We start from the raw sequence: 23,731 nt of genomic DNA, 5'->3' as shown, positions 1-23,731 counted from the left end.
ACCCCTCCTAATTTGTTTTTTGTTCCATAATCCGTTTCCTGATCTTTTCTCCCGTAGGGGTGATCGCCAGCCCTCCAAGGGACGTTTCCCTGAGGGCACGAGGCATGTTCTTTCCGATATCGTACATGGCAGCGATGACCTCATCGCAAGGAATGCGGCTTTCCACCCCTGCCAAGCCGATATCGGCTGATGAGAAGGCAATCGACGTGCCGATCACATTCCGTTTAATGCAGGGGACTTCCACCAATCCGGCAACCGGATCGCAAACCAATCCCAGCATCGACTTCAGGGCAATGGATGCCGCATGAATGGCCTGACCAGGGGTTCCACCCTTAAGTTCCACAATCGCGGCAGCGGCCATCGCGGTGGCCGAACCAACCTCCGCCTGACATCCGCCCGCTGCACCGGCGATAAAAGCGCGATTCGCAATGACATAGCCGATCGCACTAGCGGTAAACAGCCCCATTACCAACTGTTCATATGTGAAGTCGCCATTTTCATAGAGGGAAAATAAGCAACCGGGCAAAATTCCCGCCGATCCTGCTGTCGGGGTCGCCACAATGACACCCATGCGTGCATTGCTTTCCGAGGTGGCAAACGCGAATCGCATGGCATCTGCAATATAAGGACCGCTGAGAACATCTTCCTTTTTTTGATATTGCCCCATCAAGTAAGCATCTCCACCGGAAATGCCGCTTGGTGCCGTCGACCGATCGGATACCCCTTGATCTACTGCCTCTTTCATTTTGCTTAAGCGTTCTTTCATCATCTGTATGATCGCCTCACGAGGCCGGTTAGACTTCGAGGTTTCGATGTCCAGCATGATTTCCGCTATACTTTTTTTCTCTCGTTCGCAATGGTTGAGCAATTCTTTCATTGATTGGATATCCATGTCGTATCTTCCTCGCAAACTAAGAATAAATAAGATCCCGTTTATATTCCCTCAACCGTCCCAAATCATAGGGGGCATTGAGCGGAATATCGACGCTAAAGCCATTAATATGAAAGATTTTTGATATCCCGCCGCCTAAGGAAACCCCGCCGATCGTTTCAGTTACCCCATTTTTTTCTGCCTGAATGAGGACCGTATTCGGATGATCATAATAAGGGCACTCATTTTCTAACACATATTGAATCTCCAAGCCCTGTTGCCCCGCCATTTCCACGGCATGCCGAATCCGAACATCGTCCGTATCCATTCCAATCAATCCACCTATGATCGCTTTATCCGTTCCATGACCTTTATGCGTCTCAGCGAATGAATCATAGAAAACGATGGTTGCCTTTTCAGGGGAACCTTCCAGGAAGTCATAGACAAACTTTCCGATCGATACAACGCCTGCTGTATGGGAACTCGACGGTCCGACCATAATGGGCCCAATAATATCAAAACAGCTGTTGTATAACATAGATCTAATGCCTCCCTCTCTTATCTAAATTAAAGACTTTTACGAGATTCGCACGCGTTCGTATAGGGGATAAGCTTCACATAATTGTTGAATAGTCCCTCTATGTTTCCTGACTGCCTCGGCATCCCCTTTGGTTTTTAGAACGGCTGCTATAATTTGAGCGATAGTGACCATGTCTTCTTCTTTCATGCCGCGAGAGGTGATGGCCGCCGTTCCGATTCGAATGCCGCTTGTGACAAAGGGGCTTGCCGGATCATAGGGAATCGTATTCTTATTGACGGTAATGCCCGCTTCTTCCAATAAATGTTCCGCTTCTTTTCCCGTTAGCCCCCATGGACGAACATCGATCATCAGCAAGTGATTATCGGTTCCGCCGGAAACCAGAACAGCTTCTTCCGCCTTAAGGGTTTCCGCTAGAACAGAGGCATTTCTCACCACTTGGGCCGCATAATCCTTGAAACTCGGTTGCAATGCTTCTTTAAACGAAACCGCCTTGGCAGCGATGACATGCATAAGCGGTCCACCTTGCAGCCCTGGGAAAATCGATTTGTTGATCCCCTTGATGATTTCTTCATCATTCGTCAGCACAATGCCGCCGCGTGGCCCACGCAAGGTTTTATGGGTGGTACTCGTCACCACGTCTGAATACGGAAGTGGAGACGGATGCAGACCTGCAGCCACTAGACCAGCAATATGAGCCATATCCACCATCAAACGAGCGCCTACCTTGTCAGCAATCTTTTTAAACCTGTCGAAATCAATCACACGCGGATATGCGCTAGCCCCGGCTATGATTAATTTAGGCTGTTCGCGTAGAGCGATCGCTTCCAGTTCATCGTAATCAATGAGATGAGTGTCCTCTCTAACCCCGTAAGCCACCACATCAAACCACTTTCCGGAAATGCTGACAGGACTTCCATGGGTTAAATGACCACCGTGGGACAAGTTCATGCCCATAATTTTATCTCCAGGATTAAGCAGTGAATAATAGACAGCCGTATTCGCCTGTGCGCCGGAATGAGGCTGTACATTGGCATACTTCGCTCCAAATAATTGGGTTAACCGTTCGATCGCCAGCCTTTCAACCACATCAACAAATTCGCAGCCTCCATAATATCGCTTGCCAGGATACCCTTCCGCATACTTGTTCGTAAGAACCGATCCCATGGCATCCATGACTTCCTGACTGACGAAATTTTCCGAGGCAATCAATTCCAATGTGGTATTCTGTCTTTTTCTTTCATTTTCAATCGCTTCATAAATTTCATGGTCATGAATCTGCAAACTCATCCAAACAGCCTCCTTCATCCTTTTGACAAGAACACCAGTTCTGTACCTTCCCGAAAAAAGACAGAGGAAAGGTAAAATCAATAAATATACTTTTACCCTTCCTCTGTCCTTTGACCTGAGAGATTAGCTCTTGCGTAGCCGTCCTGTATCATTAAGACTTCTATCAAGAACCTTCCCCTTTGGTGGCTCATCGCTCTCTCCAGAGGCGCGTCCCATTGCAGTACTTTTACCTGAGAGTTTAGTTCCTAAGGCTTTTTAGGACTTGCTCCTTCGGTGCTGACCTTGCCGGTTCAGTCTCTCCCACAATCATCATCCGCCATATTATAAAGTTGAAATCTAACCCATTACTTATCTTTCCCAGCACAAAAAAGGACAGAGGAAAGATAGATGTAACTTACATTCTACCCTTCCTCTGTCCTTTTACCTGAGAGTTTAGTTCCTGTGTACAAGAACCTTCCCCTTTGGTGGCCCAATAGCTCTCTCCAGAGGTGCGTCCTATTGCGGTCCTTTTACCTGAGAGTTTATATCCTAAGGTTTTTTAGGACTTGCTCCTTCGGTGCTGAACAAACCGTCCAGTCTCTCCCGCAATATTCAATCGCTTTATTAAATTTGGACATTCATTAATTATATAATAATTCACAGTCACGATGTTGTCAAGTTTTTTGTGGCATTTAACCTTCTCTTTTCTTTTCCAAAAATGATTCCAAAGAGACCTCTTCAAGAAATTCCTTTGTTCCGTCCGCCAAGTATTGATAAGATTGAATGCTACCGGAATAAACATTGAGTGCCCATTGGATACCGCATTCACTGCAGTACCATTTCCAGCTATTGTAACCAAAAACGCGATGCTGTTTTTTATTGGAACAAAATCGTACCGATCGTACATTCTCTTGATCAAGCATTTTTAATTCTCTCATGGCCATTTTTTCTCCAATTGAATGTATAGATTAGGTTTTATCATGGATGTGAAGGAGAGTTTTTCGCCTTCACATCCCATCCCCCCAAAGCTGCGTTACCACCCGCGCACAGCCATCCGCTCATTTGCCAGAAGACTTGATATCTCGATTCCTTTCATAGCCGTTCCTAGGTTCTTAGATAATTGCCCAATCAATTCATAATCCTGATAATGAGTGGTCGCCTCGACAATGGCTTTGGCAAACCTCTCCGGATTGTCTGATTTAAAGATCCCAGATCCCACAAAGACACCATCCGATCCCAAATGCATCATCAACGCAGCATCTGCAGGAGTAGCCACTCCACCTGCCGCAAAGTTCACAACAGGCAGTTTCCCATGTTGATGCACAAACTCTAACAACTCATAAGGTGCCCCTAGATTTTTTGCTTCTGCCATTAACTCGTCATAGGACATAGCCTGTACTTTTCGAATCTGACTTTGTATCATCCGTTGGTGACGTACAGCCTCTACAATATTACCAGTACCGGGCTCCCCTTTGGTCCTAATCATCGATGCCCCTTCACCAATTCTTCGCAAAGCTTCTCCTAAATCCCGGGCCCCGCACACAAAAGGAACCGTAAACTCTTTTTTATTAATATGAAACACTTCATCTGCCGGAGTTAATACTTCACTTTCGTCTATATAATCTACTCCTAGGGCTTCAAGAACTTTGGCTTCAACGATATGTCCAATCCTTGCTTTAGCCATGACCGGAATCGAAACCGCCTTCATGACTTCTTCTATAATACTGGGATCAGCCATGCGAGCTACACCACCCATGGCACGGATATCAGATGGTACTCGCTCTAATGCCATAACAGCCACAGCACCAGCATTCTCAGCGATTTTCGCTTGCTCAGCATTAACAACATCCATAATTACTCCGCCCTTTTGCATTTCCGCCATTCCCCGTTTTACATCCAACGTTCCCGTTTTCATCATTCATGACCTCCTAAATATACTGGTGAAATCCACTCCCACACCTCTATTAATTTTAAAAATCTACTTTCATCATATAGTCTCCTGAATGGATGGCGCCTAACTTTTGCTTATCTGATGAATCGCCTCGCCAAGCGCTCCTTCGGCAGCTTCCATCACGATTTCCCCTAAGCTTGGATGAGCATGAATCGTATGAGCGATATCTTCTAAAGAATTTCCCGCCTCTATGGCCAGGGCCACCTCCGCAATGAGATTAGAAGCTTCTGGTCCCACGATTTGCGCCCCCAGCACCAAACCCGTTTCCTTGTCGCCAACGATTTTAACAAACCCATCGCCTGCATGCTGGGATAAGGCGCGGCCATTGGCCGCATAAGGAAATTTCCCTATTGTTATGGATAACCCCTGATCCTTCGCTTGAGTCTCATTGCATCCTACACTGGCTATTTCAGGATCGGAGAACACAACGGCAGGAATCGCTTTATAATCGACAACGCTATCTTTTCCTGCAATGGCCTCGGCGGCTACTTTTCCTTCATACGAAGCTTTGTGCGCTAACGCCGGTCCTTCTACAATATCGCCAATCGCATAAATATGAGGAATGCTCGTCCTGCACTGCTGATCGACTTCAATCAACCCGCGTTGCGTTGTTTTCAATTGAATGGCTTCAAGCCCTAATTGATCAATATTTGGCCGACGACCCACTGTAACTAACAAGTAATCCGCAGTTACTTTCCTCTCTTCTCCTTTTGCGGTAAAGGTAACCGTCACTTCGGAATCCGTCTGTTCCGCACTTTGAGCGATGGCCTGGGTGAACACTTGGACTCCAAGTTTTTTCAAGCTTCGCCCCAAAAAACGGGACATTTCTTTTTCAAATCCCGGCAAGATCGAGTCGGCTCCTTCCAGAATCGTCACTTCGGTCCCGAATTTTGCGTAGGTTTGACCTAATTCAATCCCAATATAACCTCCTCCTATCACAACCAGACGCCTAGGAATCTCTTGAAGGTCAAGCGCTTCGGTGGAAGATAGGATCCTTCCTCCATAAGGAAAAGCTTTCAATTCAACAGGCCGAGAACCTGTGGCTATTATGCAATGATTGAACCGATAAACCTTTGCCTCATCGCCATGGGTTACTTTCACTTCATTTTCAGCGACAAAAGATGCCTCCCCGACTATTTTTTGAATGCGATTTCCTTTCAATAAAGAACTAACACCATTCGTCAGTTTGTTTACTACACTTTTTTTCCATTCCTGGACCTTGGTGAAGTCGATTTGAACCCCGTCTGCTTTGATTCCAAGTTCAGCCGAATCGCTTACCATTTCATAACGGTGCGCTGCTGAGATCAGTGCCTTCGAAGGAATACACCCCCGATTTAAGCAGACACCGCCAACTGTATCTTTTTCTACGATAGTTACGCTTTTTCCGAGTTGAGAAGCCCGAATAGCTGCCACATAACCACCTGGACCTGAACCAATGACAAGTACATCGACTCCTATTACCGATTTTCCTGTAGTCATATCATTAACCTCCATTATGAACCGACCCTAGGTCGTTAGCTGGTATATTCCATTTGAATCACAGGTAAAAACGTCTTCCGAACTTTTGATGGTAAACCCCTTAGAAGCCTCAAAATCTAGTAACAGATCTTCACCCAAATATTTTTTTGTAAAATGATCAATAAAAAAAGGGATATTTCCCTCCATAATGGACGAATCATTTCTCCTCTGTTCATCTATGATCAGCTTTACCGTGAAATTCCACGAACAGCATCCCGATAACTCCGCATCAAGACGTAAAGCCATACCGTCCGGAAACTTCAGCTTTTGCAACTCGAATCGTGCCGCTTCTGTTAGACTTAATTTCATAAACTTCCCCCCCTCTTCCCTACTTTCCCCCAAACACAAAAAGGACAGAGGAAAAGTAGAATATAAATATTCTACCTTTCCTCTGTCCTTTTACCTGAGAGTTTAACTTCTCATCATTGACAAGAAGCATCCCCTTTGGTGGCTCATCGCTCTCTCCAGAGGCGCGTCCAATTGTGGTACTCTTTACCTGAGAGATTCAATCCCAAGGTTTTTTTTGGGGACTTGCTCCTTCGGTGCTGAACAACAAACCATTCAGTCTCTCCCACAATCATCATCCGCAAATATGCAATTCGTATTATAGAAATCATCTTACCCTCATAATACATTTTCGTCAACCATTTTTCGTTATAGAAAGTTCACCAGAGATAAGAAGCATAGAGAACATAGAAAATCCTAGTTCCCCATGCTTTTCTACTTTGAAATGTTGTTAACTCACTTTCGCTTCGATTTCCGCTGATTCGGGGTTAACCTTACTTGTAGCCAGACTTACCGCAAACATGACGATAACATTAATGAACAAGGCTATAATACCGATGTTTAGATCTTGAATCGTCTGCGGCAAAGAAGGGAATAACGTACCAAGTGTTGTACTGGTTATCGTTGTGTAAGCCACCGTTGCTACACCTGTCATAATGCCCGCAAAAGCAGCCTGTTTGGAAACGGGGTTATTCTTTAAAAGGCTGCAAACCAAGGATGGGAACAATTGAGTGACTAAGCTATATCCCATCAAAAGCAGTGTTACAATGGCACTTCCCCCTTGCAGGGTGAAAACCAAAACAATGAGAGATATCACAGGAACTAATCCTCTGGCCAGTTTTGCAATTTCCTGATCCGTTGCGGTCGGCACAAAGACTTGGTAAACATTTTTGGTTAATAAAGTAGAAGCGGTCATCAAAATCATGGAACCAGGCACTAAAGCCGTCAGTAAGCCTGCTGCCCCGATGATTCCTACAAACCATGGGTCAAAGGTTTGAATGGAAAGTCGCAGTAAAGCAAGATCGGCATCCGGCCCCTTCAAATCGGGAACTTGAAATATAGCAGCAAAACCGACAAAGAAAACAAATAACAGAACCAACTGGTACAAGGGCATCATGATCGCATTTTTTCGGAACGAATTCTCATTTTTGGAAGAATAAATGGCACCATAGCAATGCGGCCACATCCAAGCACCAAGAGCGACCAAGAGGACGGTGGATATAAACCAGGATACTCCTTGTCCTTTATCGGGAAGAGTCAGAAAACCCGGCTTAGCAGCATCAATGGCTTCAAACATCGGTTGAATACCCCCATAATAATGGAAGGGAAAATAAATACCGATGAATAAAACAACAGCAAGAATCATGAAATCTTTTACAATAGCCGTCCAGGCCGAACCATGAATCCCCGAAATCATGACGTAGACGGTTACACTAATCACACCAATCCAAACCGCAAGGGTTGGAGATATCGAACCATACGAGGCTTCAGATACAATAATCCCTAATCCCTTAAATTGAAGGACAAGATAAGGAATCAAAGCAACCACGCCAACCAAGGATACTACTACACCCAAAAAGGGACTGTTGTATTTCTTTACGAAAAGATCGGATTGTGACATCAGGTTATGTTCTTTAGCATATCTCCAGATTGGGGGAAGCAAATAATACGAAACGATGTATACGAGCGCCCCGTAACCGAGAATATAGAAAGTCGGCCCACCTTTTCCGTAAGCCCATCCGCTTGCTCCTAAAAAAGTAAAAGTTGTATAAATCTCTCCAGCCAGAAGAAGGAAAACAAAGAAGGAGCCAAACCCCCTTCCCCCTACCGTCCACTGCTCCAAATTCATAGCCTTTCCCTGTTTCGCTTTAATCCCTAAATAAAGGGAAAGAACCAAGAAACCAATAATGATGATAAGAGCAAAATTCATGATCAATCACTCTCCTTGGTTGCTGGATCCAACTTATAAACCAATGCCATGAGTCCCGATGACAAAATCAGCCATAGGACAATCCAGAAAAGGATAAATGGCATACCTAGGACATAGGGAGTAACCTTATTGGCAAAGGGGATTCCCCCAAGAATCCCGATAAAGGGGATTAGAGACAATAAGTGAATGAGTTTCACGTGTAGCCCTCCTCGTACAGTTTATTGTGCATCTAAAAGCTTAAATGCCGAATTTACAAACAGCTTTACACCTATTTCGAGAGAGTCTTCATCCACCGTAAACTTCGGATGATGATGCGGATAAATTATTCCTTTTTCCCGGTTTCCGGCTCCCACAAAAATAAAGCAACCCGGTACCTCATTCGCAAAGGCGGAGAAATCTTCGCTCCCCATCATCGGAGGGATCTTTAGTAACGTATCTTCTCCCCATACGTCAAGAATGGTTTCCTCAATCAAATTTGTCACTTTATCATCATTGATTACAGGGCTATAGCCACGCTGATAATCAAACTGATAGGAAGCTCCATGGGCTTCGGTGATCCCTTTTATTATTTTTTCCATTAGCTCTGGTACATGATCGCGAAGTTTCGGATTGAAGCTGCGAACTGAGCCACCCAAAGTCACTGTATCCGGAATGACATTGAGAGCATCTCCGCCGTGAAATGATGTCACGGATAATACGAACTTTTCCATCGGATCGCAATTTCTGGATGCAATATGCTGCAAATTGCTTACAACTTGCGCACCAATGGCAATCGGATCGATGGTATCATTCGGCATCGAAGAGTGGCCTCCTTTTCCTTGAATCCTAATACTGAATGTATCGTTAGCAGAGGTCATCGTACCGTATCCAATCCCGATTTTCCCAAAAGGCACCGTAGACATCAAATGAATACCAAAAACCCTGTCTACGCCCTCCATGACCCCTTCTTTGACCATTTCTTGGGCTCCTCCAGGAGGCAGTTCCTCCGCATGCTGAAAAATAAATCGAATTTCTCCCTTTATTTGGTCCTTCCAGTGACTTAGGATCTTAGCCGCCCCAAGTAGCATGGCCGTATGTCCGTCATGACCGCACGCATGCATAATCCCAGGATTTTGAGAGGCAAAAGGAAATTCATTTTCCTCTTGAATGGGAAGAGCATCCATGTCAGCACGCATAGCCAAAACTTTTCCCGGTTCCCGGCCAAGCAGGCGGGCAACCACACTAGTTCTCGTTGGACGAGAAAGTTCCAGATTTCCGAAGGATTGCAGCGTTTCATATACAAACTGAGAGGTCTTTTCTTCCTGAAAGGATAATTCCGGGTACTGATGAAGGTACCTTCGCCATGCAATAACGTCATCCTTAACCATTTCGAGCTTTTCATTCAATAATCCTGACTTCATGATTCTCCCTCCACATTTTTGTTTGTCTTTATTTAATGAATAATTAAAGATATTGTCTTAAATTATTCTATATCATGAAAACGCTTATTTCAATCCTTTTTTCCAAATTCAAAAATGTATAAAAAATAAGCACCCAAAATTGGATGCTTATTTCAATCGATAAATTTTACTTGGTCTTCCACGAGTGGCGTGGGACTCCTCGCCGATACACTCGGCTAAATCCACTCTGCACAAATCGGTCATGATGCGGTTGGCATGGCGTTCTGTCATGTGAAGATGGGTAGCCAAATCTTTTATAGTAAAACCGCTCCAGCCCATCCTACGGATTAAAGCGTCTAGCTTATTAAAAGTCTTGGCGCTAATATTCCCCTTCTTTAGCTTTTCAAACAAAGATTGATCATCCGTTCGAGCGGAATAGACCAGTTTTTCCTCCTGACCTGCTGATTCGATCACCATTCCGTTTTCCTGCACAATAATAATTCCCCGTTCCGGCTTTTCCTTGGACTGTTGTATGGCATAATGTGCGTTCACTTCCGCAGCAAGAACGGTCTCACCAAATCCGATCCCCACCGCTACCGTGGTATCGGCTTCCATGGACATCTGGCGAATGGTGTTCTGGAGCACCGGAATTTCTCGTTCGATAGCTCCCCGTGAACTGAAGATGACATAGCGGCCGTTTCCCCTATCCGAAAAAGACCCGTCCAATTTTTCACAGAGGTGCAGAAGGGTATCTTTCAACCGCAGCTCCAAATGCTGCAGATAATAAGGAGTCTTGGCCTTCTGAAAAATCTGGTCAAAATGTTCGATTTCAATCATTTCGACTCCAATCTGCGTGTCCTTAAAATAAGAAGTCCTCATTTTTTCAGCCAGGATATCTAGAGTCTGGCGCGTCGTCGACCGACTAGTCGTAATCCAAGCGGCAGGGACTCCGGCTTCTTTTAACGCCTCACTAATGGAGGGAAGACAAGTTAAAGCGCCTTGGATCTTTCCTCGTTTCCACAAATCGAGGTGGTAAGACACCAATTCCTCCGTTGAACTATGACTATCAAAGGGTTTTACGTGAATGTCACGAGGCGGCCTTTCCAATTGATGCAGTACTTCATCTATGGGATACATCTCCATGGGATAATCGATGCTCACGCTGTTCAATGTTTCCCTCAGTTCATATGCCAAATCCAATAAGGCTTTGTAGAGTCCCGATTCCATTGCTGGTATATAAACCAAATCCTCATCTGAGTCCAATGCATCTTTCGCCAATAAATACGGAATAGGACCTGAAAAAAGCCATGTATCCACTTGATGATTGCATTCCAAGACTAATGATTTTATCTCTGCATGATCTTTAAAGGGATAAGGAATAAATTCCATCCCTTGGTTAAATTCCTTAGCTACATCCAAAATTCGATCTACAGATCGTTGAGGTCCAACCACCCCTACTCTATACATCCCTCATTCCTACTCTCTTCATCCTTATTTATAGATTATTTTATACTCTTTGATTGGCAGAACTCCAGTCTTTTCATCCATAATAAAAACCCTCTGCCAAAGCTTGGGAGAGGGTGGTCTTCAATTATATTTTTAGCGGTTGATTATTTTCCATTCCTGCAGGCGGCTGAACTTCTTCCGGAATCCCCGGAACGTAGGGCTTTCCTTCGGTGCTTCGCCGAAATTCTTCTTTTGCTTTATCTAAAATATGATCTTTATTCATGAGAAGATCATAGGCGGTTAAAGCCATTGTTTTGGCTGCCAAATGCATGCCTTTGAAGCCGATCGAGGAACCGAATGAGGAAGTGGCCTGCCAAGTATGAAATTCTACACCCTTTGGCGCACAAGTTGTCATGATTTGCCCTAGTGGTATCATCCAGCTGACATCACCGACATCGGATGAACCTCCCATGGATTTACCATATAATGACTTGTCATTAAAAGGGATGACCGGAAGCAGGTCCCCTATTTCCGAAAGGAGTGCCGGATTGTCCGGATGGATGGTACTCACTAGATTTCGTGCGAATTCCTGTTCCTCTTCACTGAATGGCAACGGACTGGCGATTTCCATATTTTCATACATCAGATCATTTAACGCTTCATTGGGCAGGGTCTGATATATGTTTGCTAATATTTCTGAGGTTACGCTCGTTTCCGTCATAAGGGCAGCTCCCTGGGCTATTTTTTGTACTCTTCGCAGCATATCTTCTGTCTGCTTTTTTGTCGCTGCTCTAAGGTAATACCAAACGCTCGCATCCTCCGGTACTACATTGGGAGCAAGTCCTCCGTTGGTAATCACATAATGAATACGGGAACCATCCAGTACATGCTCCCGAAGATAGTTTGCCCCCACATTCATCAGCTCAACGGCATCCAACGCACTTCTCCCTGCATGGGGGGATTGTCCAGCATGTGCCGGAATTCCTTTAAAATGAAATTTAATCGATACTAAGGCTTGCATACTCATATTCACTGGAATATTGGATGTACCCGGGTGCCAGGTTAAAGCACAGTCCAAATCATCAAAGACACCTGCTCTGGCCATATAGCTTTTGCCTGACAGTACTTCTTCGGCTGGGCAACCGTAATAGCGAATCGTTCCACCCCGTTTTTCTTCATCCATCACCTTCTTTAAGGCAATAACCGCTTCGACCCCCGCTGTTCCAAGCAAATTATGCCCGCATCCATGACCATGACCTTGGGGAATAATAGGTTCGTGAACCACACCAACGGTTTGAGAAAGCCCAGGCAGTGCATCATATTCACCTAATATACCAATAATGGGTCTACCTGAGCCATATTCAGCGACAAAGGCAGTAGAGATTCCCGCAATTGGCGCTTGAATGCGAAAACCCTCGTCCTTTAGTCTGGCAATCTGTAAATCGCAAGCATATTTTTCTTCATAGGCTAATTGGGGATTCTCCCAAATCTTTTTAGCCATATCAGTAAACTCTAACTGTTGACTATCAATTAATTGTAATAGATTTTGTTTACTCATGATCTCCTCCATATATTAAGGTTTATCCGCTTTTCTTTTGACCCTTGATTTTTTCCAAAAGCATACAAACTACGACCGTTCCAAGGATACACACAAAGGTTTGAAAAGCACGCGGTACCGGGCCAAGATTAACGAATAGTCCAAAGGCGATTCCAATGATTCCCCAAACCGGTTTTTGTATGGCAAATTGCGCGATGACGGCCCCAAATATGGCAGGAAGGACAAATTTGAATGCACTAGCCACCGATTCCGGCAAGACGGACAGCAGGTAAGAGCCTCCCAGGATAACGAATAGCAGGATTACCGCATTCGTAATGGAGGCAGCAGCGATGGCCAGTGTCGCGGTAATTTCACCTTTTTTCGTTCCAGGTTCTGCACCCACAACGCTTTGGGCGACGGAAGCACAAGGAAGGCACATGTTTCCTATATTACCTGTTAAAAAGCCCAGATAGGTCCCGGAAACACCTAGGATGGGATAATAACTGACCGGTTCAACGACCCAGACAATAGCAATAATAGAGGCATAAGCAGCAAACCCGGAAAGAATGGTTGTCCAACCAGGATGGTAGCCAAGTACAAAGGAAAGGTAAAGAGGCACCATTAACGTCAGAAGGATAACGGACCAGATCGTCAAACGACCCCAAAAATGGGATTTCTCATGAAAAGTCTCAAAATCTATTTCTTTCCCCGCAACACGTTCACTAATATTTAAATTTTTCCCTGCAGTCTCCATTGACATGATATCTTCCCTACCCTTCCCATTAAGATATGAAGTAACCTATGGATAACCCTACAACGACAACGAATCCAAGCGACCATTCTTTTAACCAGTTTAATTTAAGCTTATTGGCAACCGACATAATGATCGGCATGACGATAAATGCAACCACTAACACAATGGACTGTTCGATCCCTTTCACCATTTCGCTGCCTCCCAGATAGCTAAAGGCTCCTATCATGGCTGTGATAGAGATCAATTTTAAAACGGTTACATTTCTGCTATTAGAAGCAGCTTTTTCCTGTATTCTCCCAAGAGATTTGGTGAATAGGGCTGTGAATAACAGCCAACCCATTCCGCCAAGACACATCACCCAAACAGCTGTAGTAAAAGCCTGTGCCGTAAAGTCAGGAGATCCCAAATCTACTCCGGCTGCCTTGGCACCGAGACTAGCACCTACCGTTTCTATAGCAGCAGAGCCAATAATGGCAATTCGCATTAAGGTCATCGGGTCTCCGATTAATGTCATGAGGGAAATAGCTACAAATACAATGGCCAGAGTAGGGCCTAAAGAGCTAATCGCCCCCGCTCTAATGGCGGATCGAACCTCCGCGGAGGTCATTCCGACGGATGAACTGGTCTTTACACAAAGTCTGATAAATGTGACGGCCTGAAATATAACGACACCAACGACAAGTAATGCGAACATCCAGAGCGGAAAGCTATTTGCCAATTGCATGACTTGTTCCATATTTTTTCCCCCTTTTGATTATTTAATAAATATTATAAAATATTATACAATTAACTCAATGTGCAATTAAACAGCGTTTAAGCGTTTCCAATGTTGAAAACAACAACGAAGGAGGATGGATCATGGATCGGAACCAAGAGCTCTTTGAGTATATGGACAAGAAATTATCCAACAATCCTTTTCAGATTTGGGTTTGTCAACCGCAAAATACAGAGCCTGGATTAGTTTATACGAAAGGGATCGAGCTCCAAGCCCTTTCCCCTCTTCCTACCCGAAAAGCGGAAGAAAAATTTAGCTTCGTCGAGAATGAGGATAAAAGCATTCTTTCTCTCTTTTATCCTGAAAATTATCAAGTCGTCCTCTGTATTTTTAATAATAAGATCGATCTTCAGCAGGAAGATTTTGAGCATTTTCATCTCCTTTTTTCCCTTATTGTTGCCCAGGAAGAGATCGAGAGAAAAGGGAAGGAATTGGTGAGTATGGTAGAAAGTATTCGCTCGATCACTTCCTCCCTGGACGTGAATGAGTTACTCACAAAAATGATAACCAACGCCCTTGCGGTCATTCCTACTGCACATGCCGGCTTTCTGCAGCTGTATGACGTTGAAACGGACTATTTGATCCCTAAGACCGCTGTTGGATTCAGCGAAGATATCTATTCTTTTAAAATAAAGGTTGGAGAGTCTATTACAGGAAAGGTTTTTCAAGATGGCTGCTCCAGACTTTATAATTCCCGAACGGAAATTTATCAGGACATGAGCAATATTTCTCAAGACAATTTTCTGTACCTTCACAGTAACGAAAACTCCAACAGAGTGAATGCTTTAGCCTCGGTTCCCGTTTCTCTAGGCGAAAAGCGGATTGGCGTCCTGACGGTTCATCAATATGAAGGAAAACTGACGAAACATGATTTACATTTGCTGCAGGCTTTTGCCGATCAAGCGGCCATTGCGATACAAAATGCTCAGCTTCATAGCGAAGTGAATAAAAGGCTGGAGGAAGTTACCCATTTAACGAATCAATTAAAGGAAAAAAATCATTTCCTTTTAAAACGCAATGAAATACATGATACCCTAACTGAACTCTCCTTATATAATCAAGGCGGCGAAGTTATCCTTGCTGAAATGGCCAGAATGATGGACCGAACGGTATTATTCTTTGATGCGCTAGAAATGGAATACTATCCTAAGCATCAAAACCGGTATCCGCCATTCAGCTTAGATGAAATCTCCAGAATCTCATTCAACAGGAGGAAACCGGTATATATCGACATAATCGAAAATACGACCCAATGTTTTTATATTTACCCTATCTTTACGGGTACCGTCTTTTTAGGCTGTATCATCACTCCGTTGATTACGCCACTTTCCCGACTGGATCGGATCACCATCGAACAAGGGAGTTCCATACTTGCTTTAGAGTTAGTAAAAAAACGAACGCAAGCCGAGGTCTACTATAAGAAAACACATGAAATGTTTAATGAACTAATCCAAACCACTGACCATGAACACTTATTAATCAAAGGCAAAGAACTCGGGCTTCACGCGTCTTCCTTATTCATGGTGGCTGTATTTGAAATTACTTCCTATCAAGATTTGCAAACCCTTGGAGCGGACAGCTACAGACTAGCCTATCAAATCAAAAAAGGAGTACCTCTGAAAGACAGTCTCATCATTGGATATCACAATAAAGTAACCTTGGTGTTCTCATTGAAGGATCATAGCCAATTAGCAGAGACGTTGAAGAATATAGGATTCATTATCAAGGAGTGGACGAACCGGGACAATTCGCCCTTGCGGGTAGGGGTAAGTAATCCGCATGAGGGGATTCTGCATATAGCCAAGAGCTGCGATGAAGCAAGCAAAGTCCTTTTTTATTTGGAAAGTCGTAATCGGTTAGGCATGATGAGATATGAAGAGATTGGCATCAATCGATTGTTTTTGAACCAGCAACCCAATGAAATCCAACACTTTACTCAAGAAATTCTTGCACCATTGAGAAGCGAAAAGGCGATAAGCAATGACTTGGAAAGAACCTTGTTCACCTACATTCATTCGAACAGGTCTAACGTTCAAACGGCCGAGAAACTTCATATCCACACCAACACACTCTACCAGCGAATCAAAAAAATAGAAGAATTGCTGAAACTTAATTTTGATGATCCTGATGATTGGCTGAAAATTCTCTTAGCCTTCCATTTGCGGGAAACCTTTGAATATTCTTCTCCATAGTGCAGCTTTCCGACAATCGTAAAATAGAGTTGCGTACTTAACAAAAGAAGTGGAGCTGTCTCCACTTCTTTTTTATGCGAATACCTCACCCATAACCAAAATGAAGTTAATTGAACTATTTACGATAAATGCTTTAACCCGCTTTGTTTGCCTTATGATTTGCATCAAGAAGATGGAATGAAAGTCTAGAAGCTCGCCTCTCAATCTTGAAGAAAAGGCACTGTTAATAGTTATCCAGTTAATACCTAAATTGAGTAGTACTTCCGACTCTGCTCTATTTAGGTATTTTTTTCATTATATTGTTTTATTACGATTTTACTTTTACTTTCATCAAGACCGTTTCGCTTTTTACCGGTGCACTTGGGGATTCAAAATCAATTTGTTCAATTCGCTCGGAATTCGTAATTATCATCGGGGTAATAGTGCTAGCCGCTTTTTCTTTCACTAATTCTATGGAAAAGTCAATTAAAGGCTGCCCTACTTTCACACGATCTCCCGCCTTAACGCGGGCGGTAAATCCTTCACCATCCATCGATACGGTATCAATCCCAATATGAATTAAGACTTCCAATCCGCTTTCCGAAAGAATACCAACCGCATGTTTTGTCGGGAATATCTGAATAATCTCGCCATTCACTGGAGAAGTAACCTTCCCTTCAAACGGTTCAATTGCAATTCCTTCCCCCAACATCTTCTGGGCAAAAGTCGGATCCGGCACTTCTTGAAGGTTTAGGACTTTTCCGCTAAGGGGAGAAAAAAGGACCTCTTCTTTTTTTCTATCTCTTACACCGAATAATTTTTTAAACATGCTCTTCCTCCCCATTCATTTTCTATTTAACATAAAAAGCTACGGATTCATAAGGGCGCAAGGTTAATTGATGGATATTATTTTCCGTGCCGGTATAATTGGAAATCAAGATACGGGATTCCCCATGCAGATGGACATTCCCTGGCAATGCAAATGATGTCTTCCTACCGTAGAAATTATTGATAACTAGAAGCGTTTCATTCTTAAATCGGCGAAGATAAGCAAAAATCATGGGATCGTCTTCTAAAATGAATTCAAAATCTCCATAAGCAATAATGTCGTATTCTTTTCGCAATTGGATAAGCTTTTGGTAATGATAGAAAACCGAATCAATATCCTGTAAAGCTTGCTCTGCATTGATTTCATCGTAGTTGGGAGCAACGCGGATCCACGGAGTTCCGTCCGTAAAGCCCGCATTCCTTTTGCTATTCCATTGCATTGGCGTCCGGGAATTATCGCGCGACTTTTGCTTGAGAACGGCCATGATCTCGTGCTCGGACTTTCCCGTAGCCTTTAGGATTTCATAAGCATTAATGGATTCAACGTCACGATAATCGGTAATGCTGTCAAAATGGGGATTCGTCATGCCGATTTCTTCACCCTGATAAATGTAGGGCGTACCCTGGAGCATATGGAGCGCAGTAGCCAGCATTTTTGCCGATTCGCGATGGTATTCACGGTCGTTGCCGAAACGCGACACTGCTCGGGGTTGATCGTGATTGCACCAGAACAGCGCGTTCCAGCCTCCCCCCGCTTGCATCCCGTATTGCCAATCACTCATGATTTTCTTTAACCGCATAAAATCAAAATCGGCTGCCGCCCATTTTTCCCCGTTCGGATAGTCCACTTTCAGATGATGAAAGCTGAATGTCATGCTCAGCTCTTGTTCTTCCCGATTAGAATACTTCACACAGTTTTCAATCGTGGTTGAAGACATTTCTCCAACAGTAAGAAAATCCGGATTGCGGGAAAACACCTTCTCATTCATTTCCTTCAGGAACTCATGAACGCGCGGCCCGTCGGTATAAAATTTCCGGCCGTCATCCGTTGGCGTATCGAGTGAATCGTTCGGAAAGCGCTGATCCTTTGAGATCAGATTAATGACGTCTAACCGGAATCCGTCCACGCCTTTGGCAAGCCAAAAATTCATCATCTCATAGATTCGGTCACGCAGTTCAGTGTTCTCCCAATTCAAGTCCGCTTGCGTCACATCAAACAAATGGAGATAGTATTGCCCAGTTTGCTCGTCATACTGCCAAGCATTGCCGCCGAACTTCGACCGCCAGTTGTTGGGTTCGGCGCCATCCACCGGGTCCTTCCAGATGTAGAAGTTCCGGTAAGGAGAATCTTTGGACTGAGATGCTTCCCGAAACCATTCATGATCCGTGGACGTATGGTTCACCACGATATCCATAATGATTTTCATGCCCTTGCCATGCGCTTCTTCCAGCAGCTTTTCGAACGTTTCCATCGTCCCATATTCAGGGAAGATACGGTAATAATCACTGATATCGTAGCCATTGTCCCTTTGCGGAGAGACATAGATGGGAGTGAGCCAGATGACATCTACCCCCAGCGTCTTCAAGTAATCCAATTTGTCGATGATTCCTTGGAGATCCCCTGTTCCATTTCCCGTCGAATCCTTGAAGCTTTTGGGATAAATTTGATAAACGACTGATTTCTTCCACCATGGTTGTTTCATTTTTTATGCCACCTTTTTCTCTTCACTCTTTGATCGTCCAATCTTCCCTCGTCCTTTCCCCCAAAGGAGTGTCAGAACGAAAGGAACCAGAATCGCAATTGTCATCCCTATAAAGAATACTCCCCACTTTTGCGGCAGGATCGATAGGAATCCGGGCAGACCCCCAACCCCGATCGAAGAAGCCTGGACTTGGTTGATCGTAATCCACGCCGCTCCAATGGCGGAGCCGATCATCGCGGAAATAAACGGATATCGATAGCGAATATTGATCCCAAACATGGCAGGTTCGGTGATTCCCAGATAAGCGGAAATGGCGGATGTAATGGACATGCCTTTCAGCTTTTCATCTTTCGATACAAACATCATAGCTAAAGCGGATGAACCTTGAGCGATGTTGGACAAAGCCAGAATCGGCCATAAGAAAGTGAAGCCCGTATTTGCAATTAGCTGGATATCTACCGCTAGGAACGTATGGTGCATTCCCGTCACAACAAGCAAGGCATACAATGCCCCGTAGACTAACCCGCCAATGAGAGCAAAATGCTCAAACACGGAAACTAACCCTGTGGTAATCGCATTACCGGTGGAAAAGGTCAGCGGTCCGATTAGCATAAAAGATAAAAATCCCGTTATTAGTAATGTGATGGGTGCTACGATGAGCAGCTTGAAGGCATCCGGAACTCGCTTATTCAAGAACAATTCCACTCGAGCTAAAACATACGAGGATAATAACACCGGCAATACTTGCCCCTGATATCCGATCTTTGCTATTTCCATACCAAACAAATTCCAGTAAGGCACGGTTCCCTTCGCGACAGCCTCACCATAACTCCAGGCATTGAGCAGCGCCGGATGGATTAGCATTAAGCCAAGGACAATACCGAGCAGCTCGCTTCCGCCGAACCGCTTGACGGCTGACCATCCGATTAAGCCAGGCAAGAACACAAAAGATGTATTAGCGATCAAATTGATAATATCTGCAAAGTCTTTCCATTGTGTATAAACATCAATCAGGGCTTTATCATCAAAAAAGATTCCCTTGCCGGTCATAATATTATTGATACCCATCAGCAAACCGGCGGTCACTATAGCCGGTAAAATGGGTATAAAAATATCGCCCAATATTTTTACGGCACGCTGCAGCGGATTTAACTTTTGTTCCGCCGATGTTTTGATATCTTCCTTCGTTGCCTGCTGCAAGCCGGTCTCTTCTAAAAATAAAGCGTACACTTTATTCACGAGACCCGGACCGATGACGACTTGAAATTGGCCGTTAGCGGAGAAAATCCCTTTTACGACCTCCATTTGTTCCAACGCGGATTTATCCGCTTTCCCTTCATCATGTAAAGCAAGTCTCAACCTAGTAACGCAGTGGGTTGCAGCAGCAATATTATCTTTGCCGCCAAGAGCTTCTACAAGATCGCGTACCATAGGCTTCGTTACGTCCATTTTCTTCCCTCCCAAGAAAGCGGTTTCGTTATTTACCCTTTCATTCTAACTTGTATAAACAAGTTCGTCAACACTTGTTTATACAAGTTGAAAAAAGAGGACCTCAACAAAAGAGATCCTCTCCACTATTATCTTCTGCGGGAGAAATCGGAAAACTCAAATCGGTCCGGCCTATGTCGGGATTCCGTATATTCAAACGGTGTACCGTCATGCAGATGAACCAAATTTTTCACCACAGCGACCACATCATAATATTTCAAATCCAAATGCTCCTTATCCTTGGCTGTAGCCAGCTCAACATGGATCACGCGATTAGCGAATCCTACTTTGGCATTTAATTGCTCTTCAATGTATTCATAAACGGAATTCTCGGCAATTTCTTCAGTCAAGCCAACCACAACGTCTGTTAAAAAGTAGTTGACATCGAGTATTACCCGTTCACCATTCAGGTGGCGAATGCGGTACATATGGTACGCATGTTTTCCCACAGGTAAGTTTGTTTTTTGGGATAAGGCCTCATCAATTTCGACTACCGTAAAGTGTGCGACCGTAGTAGAAAATTTTTGGCCACTGCTCTCGCTCGCCTCTTTAAAACTCACCAGCCGGCCAACCGAAAAGGTGATCAGGTCGTTATTAAGAACAAACACGCCTTTGCCATGCATACTATTGACCAACCCTTCTTCAGCCAATAAATCTAGAGCCTTGCGAATCGTGCCTCTGCTGCTATTATAAATTTTACAAAGTTCGTTTTCCGACGGAAGCTTGTCGCCTACTTGGTATGTACCCATTATGATCCGATTTTTTAAGTCCTCATAAATGTCCGTATATCTTGTTCTCATTCATTCCTCCATGCAGGGGGCATTATCGTTAATTTCATTAGCTTTGCTTCATTATATAATAAGAAATAAAAAGAAATAAAAAAAGGGCGAATCTCCATGGATCACCCTTTTGAATTTATTCGCCTTTCATCTTTAACTCGGAAGCCGAGAGGCAGCATCCTTTCAGGAGTTCACTTAATTAACCGCCTAGAGCCAGTAAACTATGACTAGGTAATTTCCTCCCCATCTTTTCTTGAATAAATCGGGCCGTACCAAGTAATTGATCATAATCAATCCCCGTCTGTATCCCCATGCCATGGAGCATATAAAGCAAATCATCCGTAGCTAGATTTCCGGATGCCCCAGGAGCATAAGGGCAACCCCCTAGTCCCCCAATCGAGCTATCGAATGTCGTGATTCCCATGTCTAGGGACGCCAGAACATTAGCCATGGCCGTACCGCGGGTATCATGAAAATGCATCGCCAAACGGTCGGCAGGGAACCGTTTAAGCAGGACTTCCAGTACTTCCTGAACCTGCCTCGGATTGGCCACCCCGATCGTATCACCAAGAGATAATTCTCTGATGCCCATATCAAACAAAGCCTCCGAAACGCTAATGACTTCTTCCACTCGGACAGATCCTTTATAGGGACAGCCAAAAACGGTTGATAGGTATCCGCGAACCGTTTTTCCCGCCGCCAGCGATTCTTCGGCCACTTCTCTTAAAACCGAAAAGGTCTGGTTAATAGACTTGTTAATATTCTTCTGATTATGGGTATCACTTGCGGACATAAAAATGGATACTTCGTCGACATGGGCTTCAAGGGCTCGTTCTAATCCTTTCGGATTGGGAACAAGCGCGGCATACACCACCCCAGGTACACGTTCAATGCGTTTTGCCACCTCTCCTGCATCGGCGAGTGCAGGTATCCATTTCGGATTGACGAAGGACGTAATTTCAATATATTTCATCCCGGTATGAGAAAGCTGATTAATCCAGGCAATCTTATCTTCCGTAGGAACGAAAAAGGATTCGTTTTGCAGACCGTCGCGTGGTCCCACTTCATTAATTTTGGCGTTTCCCTTAAGCAAAACATTCACTTCCAAAATCCCTCCCTCAAACTCCTATCTCTTGAAAAAGGGGCTGGACTAAAGCCCCAACAGCTTTGCCATCATAAAGGCAGAACCGTAGAAAACCATAAACTGGACTCCGGAACCCATACCCAGAACTCGATTTAACAATCCGCCTACTGCTGCCATAATAAAGGTCAGCATAATTCCCACGAGCTGCGCCTCATAAAAAGCGAGCAGACAAACCAATCCAATGAACATCCCCACAATCGCTTCTTGGCTTATATTCTTCATGACAAAAACCGTTGCTTTACGCGCATAGTTCATGGAGAATGGGTAAGCAATTAAAGTAGCGATCAATAATCCTATTGCTCCATAGAAGAAGAAGTCCCAAGGCGTTAACATATTATGAAGGTTGTTCACTGGTTCGCTGCTAAATACAGGGGGAGCATTAAATAATGGCGAAGCCGGCCCTAAAGCAACTGGACTTAAGGGAATCCCAAATGCCAATAATGGGATAATAGCCTCCGCAATATAGGTTGATTCCGTCACGCCGTTCATAACCGTAAGGCTTGTCGTTGATTTTTTGTAGACTCCTTTGGTTCTGGATCCAACGATCTCCCCCATTAAGGAAGTCATCCCCACCGGACTGAAGGCAAAGGTCAAGGAAGATACAAAGGATGACCCAGAAGCGAACAAGGCTTGTCTGCCGGTTAGAACGCGGAAAGGATTGGGAAAATATCCGGACCAGGATTTGACTTCAGGTGCTAAATGGTATTCCTTTGGTTTGGATCTCAAGACGCTTTTTCGTGCGCTGGAGGATAACGAAATGAGTAAATCCGTAAACATCGGACCAATCGCGATCCCTAAAAAGAAGCTAATGCTCAGATGCTTATCAAGAACACTAAAGCTGAATGTATCTAAGCTCTTGATAAAGAAGGCAAAAGGAATAATCATGAGGACACTGACCCATTTTCCTTTTGAAAAATAGGCGATCAATACGGCAGCAAAGGTAAAAATGATGCCTGATGAAGCTTTAAAAAAGTCAGCAAATTGCCCAAGGAATTGGCCGAATAAAACGGCAGTGGGAAGAGCGATAAAGGCTCCGATAATTCCCCCCGCAACCATTTTTCTCAAAGCGATGTGAGGTACGCCTAATCTTCGCAACGCAGAGGCATGATCGATTAATGGCACAGCCATCGTATCCCCCGGTACCCCCATTAAAGCGGTGGGTATCGCATGCGTTAAATGCTTGGATAAAACGGCAGCCATAAAGAAGGCAAAAACAGCGGCAGGCGGCGCGCCTAACAAAATCACAATCAATAGGATCGGCACCATGATGGCGGTTTCATCTGTTCCCGAAACCAAACCTATCAAGGTAAAAATAACAGCGCCAGCAATCGCCAGCAAAATGGAAATGACGAGAACGCTCATGGA

At 44.3% G+C, this 23,731-nt stretch carries 21 protein-coding genes and 5 riboswitches; of the genes, 1 reads left to right on the top strand and 20 read right to left on the bottom strand.

Annotation, left to right across the window (positions count from 1 at the left end):
• Positions 1-7: 7 nt before the first annotated feature.
• The 14 genes from sdaAA to ABLT31_RS23935 all read right to left on the bottom strand — a co-directional run bounded on the left by sdaAA (position 8) and on the right by ABLT31_RS23935 (position 14,214).
• Positions 8-892, bottom strand: coding sequence for an L-serine ammonia-lyase, iron-sulfur-dependent, subunit alpha (sdaAA, locus tag ABLT31_RS24000; protein WP_367756515.1), 885 nt, complete (start codon positions 890-892; stop codon positions 8-10).
• 19 nt (positions 893-911) lie between these two features.
• On the bottom strand, positions 912-1,409 hold the full coding sequence (locus tag ABLT31_RS23995) for a serine dehydratase beta chain (RefSeq protein ID WP_367756514.1): 498 nt from the start codon (positions 1,407-1,409) through the stop codon (positions 912-914).
• A 39-nt stretch (positions 1,410-1,448) separates the two neighbouring features.
• Positions 1,449-2,699: a serine hydroxymethyltransferase gene (gene glyA / locus ABLT31_RS23990; RefSeq protein ID WP_367756513.1), complete on the bottom strand. Its 1,251-nt coding sequence runs from the start codon at positions 2,697-2,699 to the stop codon at positions 1,449-1,451.
• Between the two features lie 100 nt (positions 2,700-2,799).
• Positions 2,800-2,905: riboswitch (glycine riboswitch) on the bottom strand.
• Between the two features lie 2 nt (positions 2,906-2,907).
• Positions 2,908-3,012: riboswitch (glycine riboswitch) on the bottom strand.
• A gap of 96 nt (positions 3,013-3,108) precedes the next feature.
• A riboswitch (glycine riboswitch) is annotated at positions 3,109-3,188 on the bottom strand.
• A gap of 2 nt (positions 3,189-3,190) precedes the next feature.
• Positions 3,191-3,294: riboswitch (glycine riboswitch) on the bottom strand.
• Positions 3,295-3,370: 76 nt separating this feature from the next.
• Complete coding sequence (locus ABLT31_RS23985; RefSeq protein WP_367756512.1) at positions 3,371-3,616, bottom strand: hypothetical protein; 246 nt, start codon at positions 3,614-3,616, stop codon at positions 3,371-3,373.
• Positions 3,617-3,711: 95 nt separating this feature from the next.
• A complete protein-coding gene (pdxS, locus tag ABLT31_RS23980) occupies positions 3,712-4,596 on the bottom strand; it encodes a pyridoxal 5'-phosphate synthase lyase subunit PdxS (RefSeq protein WP_367756510.1) in 885 nt (294 codons plus the stop codon).
• A gap of 96 nt (positions 4,597-4,692) precedes the next feature.
• The gene (gene lpdA, locus ABLT31_RS23975; protein ID WP_367756508.1) at positions 4,693-6,108 is read right to left on the bottom strand and encodes a dihydrolipoyl dehydrogenase; all 1,416 of its coding nucleotides are present in this window, start codon (positions 6,106-6,108) and stop codon (positions 4,693-4,695) included.
• Between the two features lie 27 nt (positions 6,109-6,135).
• Positions 6,136-6,456: an iron-sulfur cluster biosynthesis family protein gene (locus ABLT31_RS23970; protein WP_367756506.1), complete on the bottom strand. Its 321-nt coding sequence runs from the start codon at positions 6,454-6,456 to the stop codon at positions 6,136-6,138.
• A 164-nt stretch (positions 6,457-6,620) separates the two neighbouring features.
• Positions 6,621-6,731: riboswitch (glycine riboswitch) on the bottom strand.
• 152 nt (positions 6,732-6,883) lie between these two features.
• The gene (locus ABLT31_RS23965; RefSeq protein ID WP_367756504.1) at positions 6,884-8,362 is read right to left on the bottom strand and encodes a sodium:solute symporter family protein; all 1,479 of its coding nucleotides are present in this window, start codon (positions 8,360-8,362) and stop codon (positions 6,884-6,886) included.
• A 2-nt stretch (positions 8,363-8,364) separates the two neighbouring features.
• Entirely contained in the window at positions 8,365-8,559 is a 195-nt protein-coding gene (locus tag ABLT31_RS23960) for a DUF3311 domain-containing protein (protein WP_367756502.1), read from the bottom strand.
• 21 nt (positions 8,560-8,580) lie between these two features.
• Positions 8,581-9,762, bottom strand: coding sequence for a M20 family metallopeptidase (locus tag ABLT31_RS23955; RefSeq protein WP_367756500.1), 1,182 nt, complete (start codon positions 9,760-9,762; stop codon positions 8,581-8,583).
• 147 nt (positions 9,763-9,909) lie between these two features.
• Entirely contained in the window at positions 9,910-11,208 is a 1,299-nt protein-coding gene (locus tag ABLT31_RS23950; RefSeq protein ID WP_367756498.1) for a helix-turn-helix domain-containing protein, read from the bottom strand.
• Between the two features lie 124 nt (positions 11,209-11,332).
• Positions 11,333-12,745 carry a M20 family metallopeptidase gene (locus ABLT31_RS23945; protein WP_367756496.1) on the bottom strand — a complete coding sequence of 471 codons (1,413 nt, stop codon included), beginning with the start codon at positions 12,743-12,745 and terminating at the stop codon, positions 11,333-11,335.
• A 22-nt stretch (positions 12,746-12,767) separates the two neighbouring features.
• Complete coding sequence (locus tag ABLT31_RS23940; RefSeq protein ID WP_367756494.1) at positions 12,768-13,484, bottom strand: small-conductance mechanosensitive channel; 717 nt, start codon at positions 13,482-13,484, stop codon at positions 12,768-12,770.
• Positions 13,485-13,506: 22 nt separating this feature from the next.
• Complete coding sequence (locus ABLT31_RS23935; protein ID WP_367756492.1) at positions 13,507-14,214, bottom strand: DUF5058 family protein; 708 nt, start codon at positions 14,212-14,214, stop codon at positions 13,507-13,509.
• A 122-nt stretch (positions 14,215-14,336) separates the two neighbouring features.
• Here ABLT31_RS23935 and ABLT31_RS23930 point away from each other — a divergent pair, with 122 nt between their 5' ends.
• A complete protein-coding gene (locus ABLT31_RS23930) occupies positions 14,337-16,445 on the top strand; it encodes a helix-turn-helix domain-containing protein (RefSeq protein WP_367756490.1) in 2,109 nt (702 codons plus the stop codon).
• Positions 16,446-16,752: 307 nt separating this feature from the next.
• Here the strand turns inward: ABLT31_RS23930 and ABLT31_RS23925 are convergent, their stop codons facing one another.
• The 6 genes from ABLT31_RS23925 to ABLT31_RS23900 all read right to left on the bottom strand — a co-directional run bounded on the left by ABLT31_RS23925 (position 16,753) and on the right by ABLT31_RS23900 (position 23,728).
• The gene (locus tag ABLT31_RS23925; RefSeq protein WP_367756488.1) at positions 16,753-17,253 is read right to left on the bottom strand and encodes a PTS sugar transporter subunit IIA; all 501 of its coding nucleotides are present in this window, start codon (positions 17,251-17,253) and stop codon (positions 16,753-16,755) included.
• 22 nt (positions 17,254-17,275) lie between these two features.
• A complete protein-coding gene (treC, locus tag ABLT31_RS23920) occupies positions 17,276-18,955 on the bottom strand; it encodes an alpha,alpha-phosphotrehalase (RefSeq protein WP_367756486.1) in 1,680 nt (559 codons plus the stop codon).
• 3 nt (positions 18,956-18,958) lie between these two features.
• The gene (treP, locus tag ABLT31_RS23915; protein ID WP_367756484.1) at positions 18,959-20,404 is read right to left on the bottom strand and encodes a PTS system trehalose-specific EIIBC component; all 1,446 of its coding nucleotides are present in this window, start codon (positions 20,402-20,404) and stop codon (positions 18,959-18,961) included.
• 128 nt (positions 20,405-20,532) lie between these two features.
• Positions 20,533-21,243, bottom strand: coding sequence for a trehalose operon repressor (gene treR, locus ABLT31_RS23910; protein ID WP_367756482.1), 711 nt, complete (start codon positions 21,241-21,243; stop codon positions 20,533-20,535).
• 178 nt (positions 21,244-21,421) lie between these two features.
• Positions 21,422-22,324: a hydroxymethylglutaryl-CoA lyase gene (locus tag ABLT31_RS23905; protein ID WP_462976530.1), complete on the bottom strand. Its 903-nt coding sequence runs from the start codon at positions 22,322-22,324 to the stop codon at positions 21,422-21,424.
• A gap of 48 nt (positions 22,325-22,372) precedes the next feature.
• On the bottom strand, positions 22,373-23,728 hold the full coding sequence (locus ABLT31_RS23900; protein ID WP_367756480.1) for a tripartite tricarboxylate transporter permease: 1,356 nt from the start codon (positions 23,726-23,728) through the stop codon (positions 22,373-22,375).
• Between the last annotated feature and the right edge of the window lie 3 nt (positions 23,729-23,731).

The organism is Ammoniphilus soli (assembly GCF_040813775.1).
The sequence above is the reverse complement of the archived record's forward strand: the minus strand, read 5'-3'. Positions and strand labels throughout refer to the sequence as shown.